Origin of the sequence: Paraburkholderia fungorum, assembly GCF_902833645.1 — a bacterium.
GTDB lineage: Bacteria > Pseudomonadota > Gammaproteobacteria > Burkholderiales > Burkholderiaceae > Paraburkholderia > Paraburkholderia fungorum.
On sequence record NZ_CADFGE010000020.1, the window covers coordinates 1 to 16805 of the forward strand.

Annotated in this window: 13 protein-coding genes; 1 reads left to right on the forward strand and 12 read right to left on the reverse strand. The window is 61.9% G+C overall.

All coding sequences use genetic code 11. The annotated features are described in order from the left end of the window. Nucleotides 1-212: 212 nt before the first annotated feature. Genes HWX91_RS38825 through HWX91_RS38835 form a run of 3 tightly spaced genes read right to left on the reverse strand, consistent with a single transcriptional unit; the run spans nt 213 to nt 3062 of the window. Entirely contained in the window at nt 213-938 is a 726-nt protein-coding gene (locus HWX91_RS38825) for a winged helix-turn-helix transcriptional regulator (protein WP_030103424.1), read from the reverse strand. Between the two features lie 35 nt (nt 939-973). After that, nucleotides 974-2371, reverse strand: coding sequence for a HAMP domain-containing sensor histidine kinase (locus tag HWX91_RS38830; protein WP_102857332.1), 1398 nt, complete (start codon nt 2369-2371; stop codon nt 974-976). Between the two features lie 13 nt (nt 2372-2384). Continuing rightward, complete coding sequence (locus tag HWX91_RS38835; RefSeq protein WP_030103422.1) at nt 2385-3062, reverse strand: response regulator transcription factor; 678 nt, start codon at nt 3060-3062, stop codon at nt 2385-2387. A 357-nt stretch (nt 3063-3419) separates the two neighbouring features. Here HWX91_RS38835 and HWX91_RS38840 point away from each other — a divergent pair, with 357 nt between their 5' ends. Further along, nucleotides 3420-3767 carry a DUF4148 domain-containing protein gene (locus HWX91_RS38840; RefSeq protein WP_102857477.1) on the forward strand — a complete coding sequence of 116 codons (348 nt, stop codon included), beginning with the start codon at nt 3420-3422 and terminating at the stop codon, nt 3765-3767. A gap of 59 nt (nt 3768-3826) precedes the next feature. On the opposite strand, the gene HWX91_RS38845 is transcribed toward HWX91_RS38840, so the two are convergent. The 9 genes from HWX91_RS38845 to HWX91_RS38885 are packed head-to-tail and all read right to left on the reverse strand — an operon-like array spanning nt 3827 to nt 16721. Then, nucleotides 3827-7027: a multidrug efflux RND transporter permease subunit gene (locus tag HWX91_RS38845; protein WP_102857331.1), complete on the reverse strand. Its 3201-nt coding sequence runs from the start codon at nt 7025-7027 to the stop codon at nt 3827-3829. A 12-nt stretch (nt 7028-7039) separates the two neighbouring features. Then, on the reverse strand, nt 7040-7588 hold the full coding sequence (locus HWX91_RS38850) for a GNAT family N-acetyltransferase (RefSeq protein WP_042277644.1): 549 nt from the start codon (nt 7586-7588) through the stop codon (nt 7040-7042). A gap of 4 nt (nt 7589-7592) precedes the next feature. Further along, nucleotides 7593-8195, reverse strand: a complete 603-nt coding sequence (locus HWX91_RS38855; protein ID WP_028200686.1) for a GNAT family N-acetyltransferase — start codon at nt 8193-8195, stop codon at nt 7593-7595. Nucleotides 8196-8199: 4 nt separating this feature from the next. Further along, a complete protein-coding gene (locus HWX91_RS38860) occupies nt 8200-9561 on the reverse strand; it encodes a TldD/PmbA family protein (protein WP_102857330.1) in 1362 nt (453 codons plus the stop codon). Then, nucleotides 9561-10997: a TldD/PmbA family protein gene (locus HWX91_RS38865; RefSeq protein WP_102857329.1), complete on the reverse strand. Its 1437-nt coding sequence runs from the start codon at nt 10995-10997 to the stop codon at nt 9561-9563. Before HWX91_RS38865 ends, HWX91_RS38860 begins: the two co-directional genes overlap by 1 nt. Further along, nucleotides 10990-12651, reverse strand: a complete 1662-nt coding sequence (locus HWX91_RS38870; protein WP_102857328.1) for an ABC transporter ATP-binding protein — start codon at nt 12649-12651, stop codon at nt 10990-10992. The genes HWX91_RS38865 and HWX91_RS38870 overlap by 8 nt, the downstream gene beginning before the upstream one ends. Then, a complete protein-coding gene (locus HWX91_RS38875) occupies nt 12648-13763 on the reverse strand; it encodes an ABC transporter permease (protein ID WP_102857327.1) in 1116 nt (371 codons plus the stop codon). The genes HWX91_RS38870 and HWX91_RS38875 overlap by 4 nt, the downstream gene beginning before the upstream one ends. Further along, complete coding sequence (locus tag HWX91_RS38880) at nt 13717-14769, reverse strand: microcin C ABC transporter permease YejB (protein WP_102857326.1); 1053 nt, start codon at nt 14767-14769, stop codon at nt 13717-13719. The genes HWX91_RS38875 and HWX91_RS38880 overlap by 47 nt, the downstream gene beginning before the upstream one ends. Nucleotides 14770-14777: 8 nt before the next feature. Further along, complete coding sequence (locus HWX91_RS38885) at nt 14778-16721, reverse strand: extracellular solute-binding protein (RefSeq protein WP_244144191.1); 1944 nt, start codon at nt 16719-16721, stop codon at nt 14778-14780. Nucleotides 16722-16805 lie beyond the last annotated feature (84 nt).

The following is a 16805-nucleotide window of genomic DNA, read 5'->3' on the forward strand; positions in this document are numbered from 1 at the left end:
AATAACGTTTCATCTTCCATTCGCTGTCCGCCCCCCATCTTTACATCAATCGGTTCGGGTGAGGCGACAACTAGCCTGACATGGGGGGGCGGCGGCAAAGAAAGTAAGTGCCGCCCCGCACAGGGGCAACGCTAATAGACCACTAACAAAACAAGGAAAGGCCAAAGCCCCAGATCAACAACAAAAAGCGCCGAACAGGCAAAAAACCACCACTACAAAACCGACACCTGATACCCAAACCGGCTAACAGTCTCAATCCTCACCTGAGGCACATCATCCGAAAGCTTCCGCCGTAACCTCGAAACAACCAGATTGACACTGGAAGGATCGACATCCTCCTTCTCGGGCCACGCATACCGGATCAATTGATCCCTCGCCACCGGCGCGTTAATCTGCCTCAGCAAACATTCAAGCAGCAAAAACTCCCGCCGCGTCACGGCAACCCGCCGTCCGCCGCATACCAACTCGCGAGTAGCCGCATCCAAAGAAGGCCCCCCAAACGAAGGCAAAACAGAAGCAGAAGCAGCAGAACCAGCAGACGCCGTAGCAGAAAAAAAACCGGCGCCCCGCGCGCACCCGACTCGCTGCAATGCAGCCATCCTCTCGTGCATTTCGATAAACGAATAAGGCTGGCAAAAACACGCATCCGCGCCGGCCCGCAAAGTCCTGGTGCGATCCTGCGCCGTAGCAGCCCCCAGCACCGCAACAATCGCAGCACCACTCCCGGCAGCAGCAAACTCCCCAATGAACCCCTGCAAGGAAGAATAAAACCCCACCTCGAGCACCATCAGAACAATCGCGTCGAACGGTTCCTGCGATGCAAGAAAAACCCCATCCCGCAGATCATCGGCTCGCTGCAAACTATGAGCGCTCTCCTGCAGCGCCTTGAAAAGCCATGCCGCTTCCGGATGAGAAGGCCCAACGAACAGAATGCGCATTCACCACCCTGTCAGGATAAAAAAAACGCATAAGCTCATGCCAGCGTCCTCGACCAGCATTCGATGGAGATCCTCGCGCCAGGCTGCGCATTGCCGATCTTCATCGTGAAGTCATGCACCCGCATCACCGCCGAAACAATGCTTAAACCGAGCCCCGAGCCGGCCAGGTGCCGCGTACTCTCCCCGCGATAAAACCGCTGCAGGACCGCATCGCGCTCGTCCGCGGCAATCCCCGGCCCGTTATCGACAATATCCACCTGCGGCCCCGCTGAAGTCTGCCGAAGCTCCATACGTACCGCACCACCCTCCGGCGTGAACTTGATCGCGTTGTCCATCAGATTGCTCAACGCTTCGAACAGCAACGCGCGATCGCCATGAATCGCGTCGACCGGTTGCGCATGCACGGACAACTGAATCAGGCGGCTCTCGGCGAGCGGCTCGTAGAGTTCACCCACTTCCTGCACCAGCGTCTCCAGTTGCACCTCGCCGAATCCACCGCGACGCTGCAGCGTGCCAATCTCGGAGATACGCAACATCGCGCGAAACCGGTCGAGCAAGGCATCGGTCTCCATGCGCGCACGTTCCACCAATTGCGATAGCGCAGGATCGTCAAGCGAGTCGGTATGCTCCGCCGCATGCGCGAGCAAGGTTCGCACATGCGCGAGCGGCGTACGCAAATCATGCGCGATACCGTCGCACGCGCCCTTCACTTCATTCATGAGACGCTCGACTTCCGCGAGCATATGGTTCACCAGATGCGCGAGCATATCTACTTCGTCGCGTCCGCCGATCGGCAGGCGTTGCGCAAGATCGCCCTGAGCAATACGCTGCGTGACGCGCCGGATCGCTTTCAGGCGGCGCATCTGCCGCACGCTCAGTGCGAGTCCACCCGCCACGCCTGCGAGCAGGCACACGATGCCGCCGCCCACCAGCGCGTTGATGATGGTCTCGCGAATCCGCAGAATATGCGTCAGATCGCGGCCGATCACGAGCGTCGATCCGTCCTTGCGCCGCTCGGCCATCGCGCGGACCACCGGCACCTGCTCGTTGCGTCCCTTCGCGAGCGCGAGATCGAGCGTCTTGCCGGTGCGGTTGGTGGGAAGCTGCGTCGGATACGAGAGAAGATCGCCGGCCAGCAGTTGGCCGTCGGCCGCGAACAGGCCGTAGTAATTCGTATGCATACGCTCGTGTTCGATACGCCGATGAATCGCGTCCGCGAGGCCGGCATCAGGCACCGAATCGAAGTAGACCAGTTGCCAGTCCATTACGACATCGGTCTCGCGCTCCATATCGCCAGTCACGGCCCAGCCGATGTAGCCCAGCAACAGCATCACCGAAAGCGAAAAGATAACCGCGTAGACCGATAGCAGGCGAAAGGTGGTGGAATGCCAGCGCCGCCCGAGCGCAGATTGAGCCGGGAAGGTTGTGTCCATCAAAATGGTCTGCTCATGCGAGGATATAACCCGAGCCGCGCACGGTCTGGATCATCGGCGTCACGCCGGGTGGGTCGATTTTCTTGCGCAGGCGGCCCATGTGCACGTCGATCAGATTGGTGCCCGGGTCGAAGTGGTAGCCCCACACCGCCTCGAACAGCATGGTGCGCGTGATGGTCTGTCCGGCATGCCGCATCATGAATTCGAGCACGCGATACTCTGTGGGCAGCAGGACGATCTCTTCGCCGTCGCGCTGCACCTTGCGGGAAATCAGATCGAGTTCAAGCGGACCGACCCGCAGATGCGTTTCGAGCGGCGTAGCCGGCATTTGACTGCGACGCAGCAAAACTTCGAGACGCGCGGTCATTTCCTCGGGGTCGAACGGCTTGGTCAGATAATCGTCGCCGCCAGCGCGCAGCCCGCGCACCCGTTCGTCCACATCGCCCAGCGCGCTTAGCATCAGCACCGGCGTTTGAATGCCGATACTGCGCATGGTGGTCAGGATCGTGAGACCATCCACGCCCGGCAGCATGCGGTCGAGCGTGATCACGTCGTACTCCTCGCTGATCGCGCGCGCCATGCCGTCGCGGCCGTTAGCCACCCAATCCACGGTGAAGCCGCGACTTTTCAGCTCCCCGACAATTTCATTCGCGGTAATTTCATCATCTTCGATCGTCAGTACTCGCGACATGATCATTGCATGCGCCGCCAGCTCAACCGATGCAAGCGGCGGGCGCGACTGGTTATCAGTAGGAAGACATGATGCCATATTCGGCTTGCGCGTTCAGAGTACGGGCGTGCGATTCGACGGGTGTCGCCGCTTTGTCCGGTGCCTGCCTGCAGGCTACGCGCGTGCGCATGGCGGATGAACATCCGCTTCATGAAGAAAAATTTAAGTTCGCCGCAAGGCGGCAGGAAACGGGCTGCAGAACGATAAAACATATTTCATTTTGCCGACGCTGCTTCGGTAGGCCGCCTCGACTAGCCTACTGCCATCCCGCTACTTTCTTTTGCGGTCCGACTCGAACCTTATCGTGATGGTATGAACATGAAGCTCGCAACCAGAACACTCGTCACTACCCTTCTGCTGATCGGCAGCGCGTCCGCAATGGCCGCGCCGGGTCTCACGCAGCAGCAATGCAACGACTACCCGTTCAAACAGCTCAAGACCGAAGTCACCCATAAGCAGTTGATGAACGAGCTCAGTGAACTGGAAGCAGTCGGCTACAGCCCGAGCGACGACGACGACGAATATCCGAGCGATCTGGACGAGGCGGAGCAAAAGCTGCAAGCCGAATATCGCGCGGACTGCATGCCGGTCGCGCACGCGTCCACAACCGCTACGCAAATGCCGGGCGGTGCAGCGCCCGCAGCAGCGAATCAACCGGCTGGCTGAACGCTGCGCTCGACGCCGACGACGGCGCGGCGCCGAAGCGCCGCACGATCGCCGTCACGTCATCGGCCGTTGGTCAACTGACCGCTTTCGCTCGCCGCCCGCTGGGCGCGCCGCTCGTTACGCTTGCGGCGCAGCTCTGCGAGCCGCCGCCTGCTATAGGTTAGCGAGGCAACCGCATGAAACGCGACCGGCGCGAACACGAGGCCGAACAGCGTGGCCGCCAGCACCCCGCCAAATACCCCGGTGCCGATCGAGCGGCGGCTTTCGGCACCCGCCCCGCTCGACACCACGAGCGGCACGACGCCCAGCAGGAACGCCGCCGAGGTCATCACAATCGGCCGGAAGCGCGCCGCGGCCGCTTCGGTGACAGCACGCGTCAACGGCAGCCCCTGGCCATACAGGTCGCGCGCGAACTGCACGATCAGAATCGCGTTTTTCGCCGCGAGACCGATTACGGTAATCATGCCGACCTTGAAGTACACATCGTTCGGCATGCCACGCAGCAGCACGGCGGCAACCGCGCCGATCACGCCGAGCGGCACGACCATCAGCACGGCAAGCGGGATCGTCCAGCTTTCGTACAGCGCAGCCAGCGCCATGAACACGGCCAGCATCGACAAGCCGATCAGCAACGGGGTAAGCCGCGCCGCCGCGGTTTCTTCACGCGCCGCGTCGACCCAGTCGTACGAAACGCCGAGTGGCAGCGAAGCCGCGAGCCGCTCCATTTCCGCCATCGCCGCGCCCGAACTGTAGCCAGGCGCCGCGTGACCGCTCACGTCGAGCGACGGATAGCCGTTGTAGCGGCTCAGCATCACAGGTCCAATGGACCAATGGCGCGACGCAATCGCTGACAGCGGCACCATGCCGCCCGTCGAGTTCGGCACGGAGAGCGCCATCAGATCGTCTTCGGTCATGCGGGTGGCGGCGTCGGCGGAGATCATCACCCGGCGCATGCGGCCACCGGCAGGAAAGTCGTCGATATAGGTCGAGCCGAAGGTGCTGCCCAGCACGTCGGAGATACGATCGAACGACACGCCGAGCGCGTACGCTTTCGCGCGGTCGATAATCAGCTCGACACGCGGCGCATCCGGCAAGTCCTCGGAATGCACCGATGCCAGCACGGGGCTCGCCTTTGCCTGCGCGAATAGTTGCTCGCGTGCGGCCTTCAACGCGTCCAGCCCGACTCCACCGCGATCTTCGAGCCGGAACACGAAGCCGTCCGAATGCCCGAGACCCGGCACGGAAGGCGGCAATTGCGCCTCAACGTCGCCGTCGAGAATCTTGTCGAACTTCTCGTTCAAGCGATCGCGCAACGCCATCGCATCGGTGGCGCGCTTGCCCCAGTCTTTCATTTCGACGAAACCCATGGCCACGTTCTGGCCGCTGCCGGTAAAACTCCAGCCGATCACACTGGTGACGTGCGCAATCGCGGGCTCCATATGCAGGATGCCTTCCATCCGCTTGACCACGGCGAGCGTACGCGCCTGCGTGGCACCGGCCGGCAATTGCACCATCACCTGCAATTGGCCCTGGTCTTCGCTCGGCAAAAAGCCGCCGGGCATTTGCCAGTACAGCACGCCGCATACGCCGACCAGCACGGCATAAATGGCCAGCATCGGTCCGATTCGGCGCAGCGTTCTCGCGGTCAGCCCACGATAGCCGCTTGCGGCGCGATCGAAACCGGCGGTGAAATGACTCGCCGCGCGCGCCGCGAAACCGAGCGGGCCGCGGCGGGCATCGCGCTCACTCACCGGATGCTTGTGCGCTTTCAGCAGGTTCGCGCATAGCGCGGGCGTCAGCGACAAAGCCATGAAAGACGACACCAGCATCGAGGCGATCATCGACACAGCGAATTGCCGGTAAATACCGCCGACACCGCCTGGAAAGAATGCCATCGGCACGAACACGGCAGTCAGCACCGCGGTCACGCCGACGATCGCACCGCCGATTTGCGACATCGCCTTACGGGTCGCCTCGCGCGGCGGCAAGCCTTCTTCTTCCATCACGCGATGCACGCTTTCCACCACCACGATCGCATCGTCGACGAGGATGCCGATGGCAAGCACAAGGCCGAACATCGTGAACACATTGATCGACAGGCCGCACACGTAAATCGCGAGAAACGCGCCCATCAGCGTGACCGGAATCACCACCGTCGGCACCAGCGTGTAGCGCAGATCGCGCAGGAACAGCCACATCACGAAGAACACCAGCACCACCGCTTCCGCCAGCGTGACCAGCACTTCACGAATCGCGATCTGCACGAAATGGGCGTTGTCGAACGGGATTTCGACCGCCACGCCAGGCGGCAAGGTTTTCGAAAGTTCAGCCAGCCGTGCGCGGATCGCGTTGGACGTCTCGAGCGCATTGCCGCGCGGCCCGAGTTGAATACCCACGGTGGCTGCGGCCTTGCCGTTCAGGCGGGAATAGTAGGAGTAATTGTCGCGCCCGAGTTCGACCCGCGCGACGTCCCGCAAGCGCACGGCCGAGCCGTCGGGCAATGCCTTGAGCACGATCTGTCCGAACTCGGCGGGCGAGATCAGTTGCCCCTTCACGCTCACCGAGGCGGTCAATTGCTGCCCCGGAACGAACGGCGCGTCGCCCAGCGTGCCTGCCGTTACCGTGGCATTCTGCGCGGCGATCGCGGCGTTGACTTCGGCGGCGCCGAGCCCGTATTCGCGCAGCTTCATCGGATCGAGCCAGATGCGCAGTGCTTCGTCGGCGTCCCACAACTCGGCCGCGCCCACACCCGGCGCGCGCTTCAGTTCGCGCAAGACGTAGCGGCTCAGGTAATCGCTCAATTGCACGGAATCGCGCGAGCCGTCCGTCGATGTCAGCGCGACCAGCATCAGGAACGTATTGGCCGCCTTGAATACGCTAATGCCCTGCTGCACGACCTGCTGCGGCAAGCGCGGCTCGACCTGCTTGAGACGGTTCTGGATGTCGACCAGCGCGAGATCCGGGTTGGTGCCCGGTGCAAAGGTCGCGTCGATCTCCAGATTGCCGAGATTGTCGCTGGTTGTTTGGTAGTACAGCATATTGTCGGCGCCATCGAGACTTTCCTCGATGATGCTGCCGACGTTGGCATCGACCACCTCCGTGGCGGCGCCCGGATAGGTGGCGCTGATCACGATGCGCGGCGGTGCAAGACGCGGATACTGCGCCACCGGCAATTGCGGAATGGCAAGCGCGCCCGCTACCACAATAGCGAGCGCAACTATCCATGCGAAGACCGGGCGGTCGATGAAAAAAAATGGCACGCAATAGTCCGTTCAGATTGACTGGAGGCGCGGCGCGTCAACCAGGCGGGCCATATGCAGCACGTCGGCCAGTATGCCGTCGCGCATCGCAAAACCGCGCGAGCGGCCTTCTTCGACAAAGCCGAACTTGCGATACAGCGCGATTGCCGGCGCGTTGTCGAGAAACACCGTGAGGTCGATGCGGCGCAAACCGAGCGATGCGTCCGCGCAATCGGTCAGCCCCTCCAGAAGCGCCGAGCCGACGCCGCGTCCATGATACGCGTCATGCACCGCCAATCCTAAGTGTGCGCAATGCGCACGGCTGGGCCGCTGGAGCTCCAGACTTGCGTGGCCGACCATCTGCCCGCCAATCGTCGCGCACACGTTCACCCCGTCTTTGAGGCGCTGCTCGTACCATGTCTTGAGTTGCTCGGCGCTGCGGTAGCCAACCGACAACGTGCCGCGCCGCACGCCAGGCAAGCTCATGATATCGGCGAACGCGTCCATATCGGACGATTCGAGTGCGCGAATCGTAATACGATTGTCGAACATGGCGCCGTGCTGCACCGTTTCTTCTTTCATAGTCCTATTCCGCTGCGACGCTGGCGGCTGCCGGCTCGATGTGGGCGGCCGGTGGCGTCGACATCCATGGCGGCGCCTCGCGCAGCCGCGCCATGAGATACCAGTCGATCAGTACGCCACGGCGCAACACCGCACCTCGCTGATGCGCTTCGATCTCGAAGCCGAACTTGCGATAGAGCGCGAGCGCCGCATGGTTGTCGGCGAAGACATGCAACTCGAGACGGCGCAGACCGAGCCAGTTGTCGGCCAGATCGAGTAGTTCGCCCATCAGCGCAGAGCCGATGCCACGCCGATGCCACGCGTCGTGGACACTAAGGCCGATCGACGCGGCATGCGCGCGGCGCCCCTTGAAAGGCGTGAGCTCCGCTGCACCTGCCAGGGTATCGCCAACCGTCGCCGCGATCGCGATCTCGGGGGGCGCGAGTTTTTCGAGGTATTCGCGCGTGCTCGCAAGCGTCTGAAACGGTACGTGCGGATTGCCGTTCGCCACGACCGGCGACTCCCACATGGCATGGAATTGTTCCGCGTCGGAAACGCGCAATGCGCGCAGCTTCAGACCCTCGGGTAAGCCCCCTGAACTGGATTTTGTTCTTATGTCTTGATTCATAGGCTCATAACGTCAATTCGAATGACCTCGCCAGGATGCCGGGCAATTGCATGCCGCCCGTAGCGCGCTCGCCCCACGTCGAATCGCTCAATAGCAATTGCGCCTGCGAGCCGAGTTCTTCGAGTTCGCTGCCGAGCAGGCGATACAAGCTGTCGTCGAAACGCATGGCATCCAGCGGCGCAACGATCTGCCCGTTCTCGACCCAGAAGGTCGCGAAACGCGTCATGCCAGTCAGGCGGCAATTCATCCGGTCGGAGAAATTCACGTACCACAGATTGCCAATGTAGAGACCTGTATCGAGTTTCTCCAGCACGTCTTCTTCCCGCAGATCGCCTGCTTGCATCGAGAGCGCAGCCGGCGACTCGCCCGCCAGCGCACCGTTAGGCGTCAGGCCGTACTCGCGCGCGCTGCGGGCATTGGTGAGGCGTTCGGCGCTGCGGCCGGCCTGGATCAGCGGGACGCTTTCGCGCAGATAGCCGTCGTCGTTGAAGCCGGGTGTAATGCCGAGATTCAGATCTTCGCTGATCGTAACGCGCGGGTCGACTACGATTTCTCCCACATGCAGCTTGTACAACTCGCTGCGCGAACTCGCCTGGGCGCGCGCGGAGAATCCGCTCCAAGCGGTCACGCCGAGCAGTTCGGCCAGCGCTTCAGGCGCCAGATACGAGCGATAACGCCCCGGCGCCAAGGTGCGCGGCGTGCGCGCGAGCACGGATAGACGCGCCGCGGCCTGCTCAACCTTGCGGGCGAAAACCGCGTCGCTCCAGTCGTCGCCGGCGTAAGTCGTTTTGATCGCGCGACCGCTCGGGTCGTACAGCGACCAGCTGAAATTAAAGTTATCGACTTCGTACCAGCCGCGGCTGCCGCCCGTGGACGCAAAGCCCCGCACGATCGTGCCGCCCGCGTAAAAACCCACGAAATCCAGCCCTTGCGCGCATTCGGAGACGATACGCAACAAGCCAGCCGGCTCCGGCAGCTTGCCCGAACGTTGGGTGGTGCGCGCCCATTGCGTGGTATCGATCAGCAGATGCGGGTCATCCGCCGCACCACGCAGACCTTCGCGCAAGGTGGCGAGCGCCGCGCCCACATCGTCCAGATCCTGTTGCAGATCGCCGCAGATTGTCAGCGTCGAGTAGGCCTGGCGGGCGCCGTCGATCAGGCGCAAGGTCAGCTTGCCTTGCGACACGCTGCCGATCTGCCGAACCCGGCCCAGGTTGAAACGGATGAAGTCGGACTGCTCGCCGGCAAATGAACTCAGCGTGGTTTCCGAGCCCTGCTGGAGGCGCTCGATCGCGTCGGCCAGCGCGGTGAAATGCTGCTGCCAGTCGACCGATGCAGCGGTGCGCGAGGCAATGAACTGGCTCATCAGGCGCCTCCGAACACGTCGATGTTGCTGAACACGCACGCCGGCGACGCGTGGCCGACGCGAATGATCTGCGCCGGTTCGCCCTTGCCGCACATGGACGTGCCGTACACCTCGCGCGTCTGCGCATTGCCCACCGCGCTCAGGCTACGCCAGAAATTCGCCGAAATACCGCGGTAATTCGGCTGTTTGACGACCTGGGTGAGCTTGCCGTTTTCGATCAGCTGACCGAACTCGCAGCCGAACTGGAATTTGTTGCGATGGTCGTCGATCGACCAGGACGTGTTGGTGCGCATCAGAATACCGTGTTCGATGTTGCCGATCATCTGCTCGAGCGAATGCTCGCCGGGTTCGATGTTCAGATTCGCCATCCGGTCGATCGGCGGCCGGTTCCAGTTCGAGGCACGCGAATTCGCCACGCCCGCCATACGCGCGCGTTGCTGCGAAAGCTCGCCGCCGAGCGGACGTTCGAGCACGCCGTCGCGGATCAGATACTGTTTTGTCGCTTCAGTGCCGTCGTCGTCGAAGGCGTATGCGGCGGCTTCTTCGCGCAAATCCGGATCGAAGGTCACGTTCAGCAGTTCCGAACCGTAGCGGTACGAGCCAAACATCTCCTTCTTGACGAAGCTCCAGCCGGCAAAATTGCGCTCGTCGCCGAGAATACGATCGAGCTCGAGCGGATGGCCGATCGATTCGTGAATCTGCAACATCATCTGATCGGGCATAAGCAGCAAATCGCGCTTGCCCGATGGGCAATTCGGCGCGGCCAGCAATTGCAGCGCTTCATTGGCGACACGCGCACCCGAACCGTCGAAGCCGAAACGCGCCAGCACTTCCATGCCGCCCTGTCCAAGCGTGCCGTAGTTGCCGCCGAGGGTACGCACCTGTGTATCGCCGTTCGCGTGGGCGGCCACGCTCAATTGCGGCATCACGAACTGGAACCGCTGATCGATCCGCACGCCGTCGCTGGTGATGTAGAGCTGATCGGTATGCGTGATCTGCACAGCGGCGACACGCTCCACAATGCGCGCATCGAGATTCGCACCCGCGCATTCCACGCTGAGGCGCTCCAGCCACTCGGCGCGGCTCGGCAACGCATGCTGCGCATTCGGCGACACATAGTGGCCGCTCACGGCCGGGCGCGCCACCTCGCGATGGTCGATCAACGACAGAGCCGCGCTCGCCTCCGCGCGGGCCGTGGCGAGATCCAGCGCTTGCTGCAAACCGGCGGCGCTCAGATTCGCGGTGGCCGCATAGCCTGCCCCCGCGCCCACCCACGCGATCAGCATTGCGCCACGATCGCGCACTGTCCGCATGGGTTGCGCGATGTCGTTGCGAATTTCGTGGTCGTCGATCTGTTCGTCGACAATGCGCAGCGACCAGAATGCCGCGCGGCTTCCAAGCGATCGGGCGGCTTGCGCCCAACGTTCGTCAATCATTAGCAGTTCCCGTAGGAGTCTCGATTGCACCCGCCGGCGACACGATCAGCGACGACGCGAGCAACGACTGGGTGTAAGGATGCGACGGCGCGTGCAGCACATCAAGGGTGTCGCCCGCTTCAACGATGCGTCCCGACTTCATCACGATCACGCGATGCGCCATGGCTCGCATCACCGCCAGATCGTGCGTAATGAACAAATAACTAAGCTTGTACTTTTTCTGCAGATTTGTCAGCAGATTCAGCACCTGTTTCTGGATGGATACATCGAGCGCACTGGTCGGTTCATCGAGCACCAGCAATTCCGGCTCGACCGCCAACGCGCGCGCAATCGCAATACGCTGGCGCTGACCGCCGGAAAACTCGTGCGGATAGCGCAGCATGGCGTCCGCGGGCATGCCCACTTCCTCCAGCAAACCGCCCACGCGGGCGCGCCGCGCCCTCGCGTCCATGTCGGGCTGATGCATGGTCAGGCCTTCGCTGACAATCTGCTCTACCGTCATGCGCGGCGACAACGAACCAAACGGGTCCTGAAACACGACCTGCATGCGCGAATACAGCGCGCGGCGCGAACGCGCGGTTTTCAGCGAGGCCAGCGGCAAACCGTCGATATGAATATGACCGGACGCCGGTCGCTGCAAGCCGAGTACGGTTGCCGCCAGCGTCGATTTACCCGATCCGGATTCGCCGACGATGCCCAGCGTCTCGCCGCGCCGCACGCTCAGGTCGACCTCGTGCACCGCCCGGAACGTGGAGCGCCCGAACAGCGAACGCCAACCCTTCGCGGACGTGCTGTAGTCGACCGCGAGTCCCTGCACCTCGAGCAAACGCCGCGCACCCGGCTCGACCGGCGCCACCGCGCGCTGCGGCACGCTGTCCAGCAGGCGCTGGGTGTACGGATGCTGTGGGTTGGAGAATAAGGCCTCGGTCGTATTGGTCTCGACCAGCACACCCTTTTCCATCACCGCGACGCGCTGCGCGAAGCGTTTCACCAGATTCAGGTCGTGTGTGATCAGCAACACGGCCATACCGCGCTCCGCTGCTTCCTGTTCCTGCAAGCCGATCAACAGGTCGACGATCTGCTGACGCACGGTGACGTCGAGCGCGGTGGTCGGTTCGTCGGCAAGCAGCAGGCGTGGCCGGCATGCCAGCGCCATCGCGATCATCGCGCGCTGCCGCTGGCCACCTGACAGTTGATGCGGAAAGCTGTCGATGCGCCGTTCCGGCTCAGGGATACCCGTGCGCCTGAGCAACTCGATACCGCGCTTGCGCGCCGCATTCGGCCGCAAGCCCTCATGCAGGCGCAAACTTTCAGCGATCTGTTTGCCGATCGTGAAGAGCGGATTGAGCGCTGTCATCGGTTCCTGAAACACCATGGCCACGTCGGCACCGCGCAGGCCACGCATCTGCTGCTCGGTTTTCTGCAGCAGATCTTCGCCGTCCAGCAGCATGCGGCCGCTTAGCTCCGCATGCTCGACGAGTCGCAAGATAGACAACGCGGTGACGCTCTTGCCGGAACCCGATTCGCCGACAAGCGCGACGCGCTCGCCCCTCGCGATCGACAGGCTGAGTTCGTTCACCGCAATCTTGTCGCCGAAGCGCACCGAGAAGCGGTCAATCTCGAGCAACGACCGCTTGGCTTTGGCTTCGCTCATCGCGGACCTCCACCGAAGGCAGAACCGCGCTTGCGCGTGTCGAGCGCATTGCGCAGTGCGTCACCCATAAAGGTCAATAGCAGCAATGTAATCACCAGCGCGGCGAAAGCCGAAATCGAAATCCACCAGGCGTCGAGATTGTTCTTGCCTTCCTGAAGCAATTCGCCCAGGCTCGGCGTGGGCGGCGGCACACCCAGCCCGAGGAAGTCGAGACTGGTCAGCGACAGGATCGCCGCGCTCATGCGAAACGGCAGAAACGTAATCACTGGGGTCAGGCTGTTTGGCAGTACATGGCGCCACATGATTTGCCAGTTCGAGAGGCCCATGGTGCGTGCCGCCTTCACATAGTCCAGCGAACGGTTGCGCAGAAACTCGGCGCGTACGTAATCGGACAGCACGAGCCAGCCGAACATCGACAGAAGAATAAAGAGCAGCCATAGCGTCGGCTCCAAGATCGACGCGAAGATGATCAGCAGATACAGGTCAGGCATCGAGCTCCATATTTCGATCAGACGCTGACCGATCAGGTCGGTGCGTCCGCCATAAAAACCCTGCACCGCGCCGGTCAATACGCCGATCAGGACGCCGGAAACCGTGAGCGCGAGCGCCATCAGCACCGAGAGCCGGAAACCATACAGCAGCCGTGCAAGCACATCACGGCCGTACTGATCCGTGCCGAGCCAGTTGCTCCGCGTGGGCGGCGCCGGATACGGATGGGCCGCGAAGTAGTCGATCGTGTCGTAGTGGAAATGATTTGGCGGATAGAGCGCAAAGTTGCCGTTCGATTCGAGCCGCGAACGGATATACGGATCGAGGTAATTCGCACGGGCGGGAAAATCGCCGCCGAAGATCTTCTCCGAATAGTCCTTTACGATAGGGAAATAGTAGTGCCCGTCATAACGGACAATCAACGGACGATCGTTGGACAGCACCTCCCCCAGAAGACTGATAATGAACAGCGATACGAAGATCACGAGACTCCAGTAACCAAGCCGCTGCTGCTTGAAGCGCCACCATGTGCGCCGCCAGGGAGACGGCGACGCCACGTGCGCCGCGCCGGACAGATCAGCGGTCCAGGCGGTTGAATTGGATGCGGGGGTCGACGAGGACATAGCAGACGTCAGCAATGAGTTTGGTTATGAGAGCGATCAGCGTGAACAGGAACAGCGAGCCGAGCACGACCGGATAGTCACGGCGAATCACCGAGTCATACGAAAGTTGACCCATGCCGTCCAGCGAGAACAGGGTTTCGATCAACAGATTGCCGTTCAGGAAGGCCCCTACAAAGGCGGCCGGCAAGCCGGTCAGCAACGGAATCGCCGCGTTGCGCAGCACGTGTTTCCACAGCACATCGCGTTCCGGCGCACCCTTCGCGCGCGCGGTCAGAACGTATTGACGTCCGATTTCCTCGAGGAAGGTATTCTTGGTCAGGATCGTAACGATCGCGAAGTTGCCGACCACCGAAGCCGTGACCGGCAGCACGATGTGCCACAGATAATCGAGCAGCTTGCCGAAAGTACTGAGATCGTTGAAATTGTCCGAAGTCAGGCCGCGCATCGGAAACACCTGCCAGAAGGTGCCGCCGCCGAACAGCATCAGCAACAGCACGCCGAGCACGAAACCTGGAATCGCATAGCCGGCCAGCACCAGGACGCTGGTTACCGTATCGAAGCGCGAGCCGTTGCGCACTGCTTTCGCAATGCCTAAGGGCACCGATATCAGGTACGTGAGCATCACGGTCCATAAGCCGAGCGTGATCGACACCGGCAATTTCGATTTGATGACGTCCCAGACGCTATCGTGCTGATAATAGGACCGGCCGAGATCGAAACTCGCGTACCGCTTGAGCATCAGGACGTAACGCTCGAGCGGCGGTTTGTCGAAGCCGAACTGCTTCTTGATCTGCTCGATCTGCTGCGGATCGACACCCTGGCTGCCGTGATAGCCGCCGCCCCCCGCCCCCGCCTCTCCGCCACGGCCAGCGCCGTGGCGGAGTTGCGTCATCACCTGTTCGACCGGCCCACCCGGCACGAACTGCGTGACGACAAAAGTCAGCGTGACCACGCCGAGCAAAGTCGGCACCATCAACAGCAATCGTCTGAGAATATAGGCAAGCATGGTGTTCCTCAGTGGGCCTCGGCCGTGGTCGAACCCGGGGATTGCGCGGCCTGGAGTTTTTGTGCCGCCTGCGCGCCCGGCGCTTTCACGTACCAGTAGTCGATGACCCAGTCTTCGTACTGGTAGGAATTCGGCACGGTCTTCGGAAATCCGAGGGTGGTCTTGTAGCCAATGCGCGCGCCCGGTGCGTAGTACTCGGGCACGAGATAGAACGAATAGATCAGGACGCGATCCAGCGCGCGGGTCGCGGCTTCCAGATCGTCGAGATTGGTGGCGGTAAGCGCGGAGTGAATCAGCGAGTCGACCGCCTTCGAACGGATGCCCGAATAGTTCTCGGAGCCCACTTCGGATGCGGCCGCACTGCCGAAACGACGCGTTAGTTCAGCACCGGGAATCGTGACTGGCGGATAGATGAAGGTGGTCATGTCGTACTCGAAGTTATCCAGACGCTTCTGGTACAACGCGCTGTCGATCTCGCGCATATGGGCTTGAATACCGAGCATGCCGAGCGCCTGCATATACGGCAGGATCAGACGATCCATGCCGGGCTGGTCGTCCATGATCTCGATCGTCATCGGCGTGCCGTTGGCGTCGCGCAATGCGCCGTCGCGATAGTGCCAGCCAGCTTGTGCGAGCAGATCACGCGCAACGCGCAAATTGCCGCGCAAGGAATTCGGTGGAATCGTGTCGGGTTGCTTCAGCATCGGACCGAACACTTCAGGCGGCACGCTGCCGCGCAACGGTTCGAGCAGCGCCAGTTCCTTCTCGCCCGGCCTGCCGGTTGCGCCGAACGGACTTGCCTCGAAGTAACTGCTGGTGCGCCGGTATTGACCATAGAACATCATCCGGTTCATCCAGTCATAGTCGAATGCCAGCGTCAGGGCATGGCGCACGCGTGGGTCTTGAAACATCGGCTTGCGTATATTCATCAGCATGCCCTGCATCTGCGCGGGACCGTCGGCGAATTCGCCTTTCTTCAGCAGCCCGTTGTCGAAGTTCTTGCCGACATATTTACGCGCCCACTGCGTCGCGCTGTATTCGACGACGACGTCCGCATCGCCCGCCTTGAAGGCTTCGAGTTGCGTGTAATGGTCGCGATACAGATTGAAGGTAATCTGCGCGAAGCGGAACATGCCGCGTCGCGACGGCAGATTCGCCGCCCAGTAGTCCGGATTGCGGCGATATGTGATCTGCTTGTCGTTCTTGCGGCTCTCGATCAGATAAGCGCCGCTACTGATCGGCGGCGTGGAAGAGATTTGATCGAATGGCGGACGTTTGCCGTCCGGCTGCATTCCCCACTTCGGCGAGAAGATCGGCAGGTCGCCGGCAATCAGCGGCGCATCGCGTTCCGCATGCTTGAACTCGAAGCGGATCGTGCTCCTGTCGATTACCGTCGCACTTTTGATGATCGAGAACTGCGCATTGAACAGCGGCGACGCCTGCGGACTCGCTAGCGTGTCGTACGAGTACTTGACGTCGGCGGCAGTGATCGGGTCGCCATTGGAGAAACGCGCGGCGGGATTGATATGGAATGTCGCCGAGGTCAAGTCCGCGGCCACCTCCACATCGTCGGCGATCAGTGGGTACTCGGAGGCCAGCTCGTCCCAGCTGCGCTGCATCAGCGTATCGAACATCAGATTCTGGATGTCGGGCGCAGGCGCACCGCGCACCAGAAACGGATTCAACGAATCGTAGGTCTGCAGTTCGTTATAGTTTTCGAAACTCAGCGAGCCGTTGGCGGGTGCGTCGGGATTCGCGTAGTCGAAGTGGTCGAAGTCAGCCGGGTATTTAGGCTCGTCGTATTGCGCGATCGATGGCTTTGCCTGCGCCGAAACGGCGTTCAAACTCAGGCATAAGCTCAGCGCTGTCAGCCATGCGGTGGCGGCCGTCAGCACCGGCTGACGCGAAACGGACCACTCGGTATGTGGTGAGCGAAACTTCACAAGTCTCATCTTCGGAATGCGCGAGGGCGCGCGCCGGCCTCGAGCCTGCGCGCAGTAGATCGAATCGGCGCGAGCGACGAACTGATGCTGTCG